Annotated in this window: 2 protein-coding genes and 1 pseudogene; all 3 read left to right on the forward strand. The window is 52.4% G+C overall.

Annotation, left to right across the window (positions count from 1 at the left end):
• Positions 1-1,137: 1,137 nt before the first annotated feature.
• Complete coding sequence (locus Q319_RS0123085) at positions 1,138-1,506, forward strand: hypothetical protein (RefSeq protein WP_029484730.1); 369 nt, start codon at positions 1,138-1,140, stop codon at positions 1,504-1,506.
• Positions 1,503-2,129 carry a hypothetical protein gene (locus Q319_RS0123090; RefSeq protein WP_051655717.1) on the forward strand — a complete coding sequence of 209 codons (627 nt, stop codon included), beginning with the start codon at positions 1,503-1,505 and terminating at the stop codon, positions 2,127-2,129. The genes Q319_RS0123085 and Q319_RS0123090 overlap by 4 nt, the downstream gene beginning before the upstream one ends.
• Positions 2,130-2,204: 75 nt before the next feature.
• A pseudogene (locus Q319_RS28490) lies at positions 2,205-2,527 on the forward strand (IS4 family transposase); the annotation flags it as partial.

The raw sequence follows: 2,527 nt of genomic DNA on the forward strand, positions 1-2,527 counted from the left end.
GGCTTGGCAGAGGGGAGGAGTGGTTCGAGCCGCTTAAACTGGGCTTGGGTCAGGTCCGACGAGTAAGGCTTGCGTTTCACACCTCAAGCTTGCCATCGGGTCTGACCCTTTATAAACGTGCTCTTAGTCAGGCAGTCACCCTTACCTCGGCCTCGTCGGGCTTCACTGCGCCGTTTTCGGGGGCAGGATGGCCCAGTCTTCGCCGTCATCCTGCTGCAACATTTGGTGGGCGTAGATTCCAGCCATGATCGAATTGTGACTCTCTACATAATTGGAGATTTTTTAAATTGTCAGGTTTGATAATCTATTAGACCAAGATTCTTCTGATTATTCCGCATTTTGTTAAAAAATATTTAATTCTTTATCTTTCTGATTCACTATGTGATTTCGCACCCATATTAAATTTTTTTAGCAGAAAAAAGCAGGGAAATATCTCGACTGACACGATAAAAACGGCGCACGATTCTCAATAGTCAGCCCTATTTCTCAAACATCAATCCAAGAATGGGTGGCTAAAGCAAAACTACGCCGCCCTGAAATTACAAACTTTGTTTTTTGATCGCTGGGTCTCTTGCGTTAAGTGAATAGCGAGTGCTACAGTCCATATCAAAGAAAAAAACCACCCCTCGGAAAGGTGGCTTTCTTGTTTTGGGTACAGCTAATTGGCTCCTTTTTACGACTAGAGCCTAGCTGAAAAAACTCCCCATTGCAAGTGGAGAGGTCGTTTTATAAACACCCACAACCTTGTCTGGCGGACCTGATGGTCCGTCGCGCTCTACCCGTGACTCAAACCCCTCGTCGTCTCTTTTGGATAGGGGCTAACGCTTGACGCTGCCGAGCTTTCTAAAAGAACGGCTGACCGATAGTAGTAGCTTCTACTTCGATCAATCTTTTGAAGAGTTCATAAAGGGATACGGGAAAAATGCCATCCCAAAACTAAAGACTGACGGGAGGCCTACTCTCCATCTCAGTCCCTCTAAACCACTCCCTACGGTGTGTCTCTGGTGTTGCTTCGTCTGCCCGCGCCCTATCGTTACCCTCTTCACGACTCGGCTCCACGCTCAGACCAAGTTTTCCGATGAGTCGCCTCGTGGCCCACGCCAGTTTCACCCCGCAAGCGTTCTTACGCTCAGAGGCATGTCCATATCGCTGCGCAATTGCCATCTTTCGCCCGCCCGCATGATTTCGCTGCTCCAGCTCCAGGCCAAGAGGATTCCCACTTCACCCCAAGCTGCCGACGCACCGGGGAACACTGATCGCAAGCTGGAGGCTCAAGCGCCAGCGGTCCTCCTGGCCTCGGATGCCGACATCCAACTCTATTGCCCAGGAGACATCATTTCACCAAAGACCTTTTTCTCCACCTTCGCCCCCGGTCTCAACCTCGGTGAACATCCCCCCGCTGCACGTTTCACCTTGAATATGAAAACCCCAGAGAAGGGCGAAATCATCTTCGGTCAACTGCCCAGGGTGGCCTGCGATCAGCCATGGGCAGGTGAAGCCGGATGATGAGCAAGCTGGACCGGAGTCAAAAGCCCAGCGCTGCTGTGCAGGCCATTGGTGAGTTGCATATCGAGGGCAACATCGTTCCGCACAGTTTCTTTAATCGGCCAGAGTTTAAAAGCGCCCGGGGTGTCACCCAGCACATCCCAATCATGATTCTCGCCGATGACCTGTATTGGTACCGCCCCACCCACCACCGCGACGAAGTGACTGGCAAGCTCCTGCGAGTCACCCGCAAATTCAGTGCGGACAAGCTCCAGCGCTCATATGCCTATTACACCGAGCTTCTTGGAATCAGCAAGCAGCAGGCCGTGGACGCCGTGAAGTTCCTAGTGGATCGGGGTCTCATCACCCGCGAGTTTCGCCAGATTCGAGCTGCGGACGGCCGCAAATTATCGAATGTCATGTTCGTTGAACCTGTGATTGAAGCCTTGAAAGTCTTGTTGCACCGTTACGAACCTGGCGGCGCGTGTTGGGGCTGGGTTACGGCTCCACCGAAGCCCAATCAGAGAAGGGAGAGGCAGGGGGGTATGCCGAATAGACAGGATACCTATCCCGAACATTCTGGATACCTATGCGGTCTATCTGGGAGAGGTATCCGGAATAAACAATGGTTCGGACACTTTTGACCAAAAATTGAAATGAACCAAAAAACGGGTCTCCGATAGGGTGAAGTTCTTAAATCCTCACCCCCAGGAGACCCGATGACCATTTTATCCGTGTTGCTCACCCTGCTCCAGCTCCCCGTTCACCAACAACGCTTCTTTCTCCATCTGATGCCACTCTGGCAATCTATCCCTGGCCGTCTGAATGCCCTGAATCTCAGCCGCTACAGCGGCTGGGATGAACGCACTTTCCGCCGTTGGTTCGCTAAGACGCTCCCGTGGGACATCCTCCACTGGGGTCTATTGGAACTGCTGATACGACTGGGCGCACTCGGTGCCAGATTCGTGCTGTGCATGGACGCCAGTTTCGTTCCCAAAGCCGGAACCAGGACCGCTGGGATAGGGAAGTTCTGGAACGGCTC

This window comes from Deinococcus marmoris DSM 12784 (assembly GCF_000701405.1).
GTDB lineage: Bacteria > Deinococcota > Deinococci > Deinococcales > Deinococcaceae > Deinococcus > Deinococcus marmoris.

Coding starts and splice junctions, on each gene's coding strand:
- Q319_RS0123085 (WP_029484730.1), top strand. CDS start 1,138: ATGTCCATATCGCTGCGCAATTGCCATCTTTCGCCCGCCCGCATGATT.
- Q319_RS0123090 (WP_051655717.1), top strand. CDS start 1,503: ATGATGAGCAAGCTGGACCGGAGTCAAAAGCCCAGCGCTGCTGTGCAG.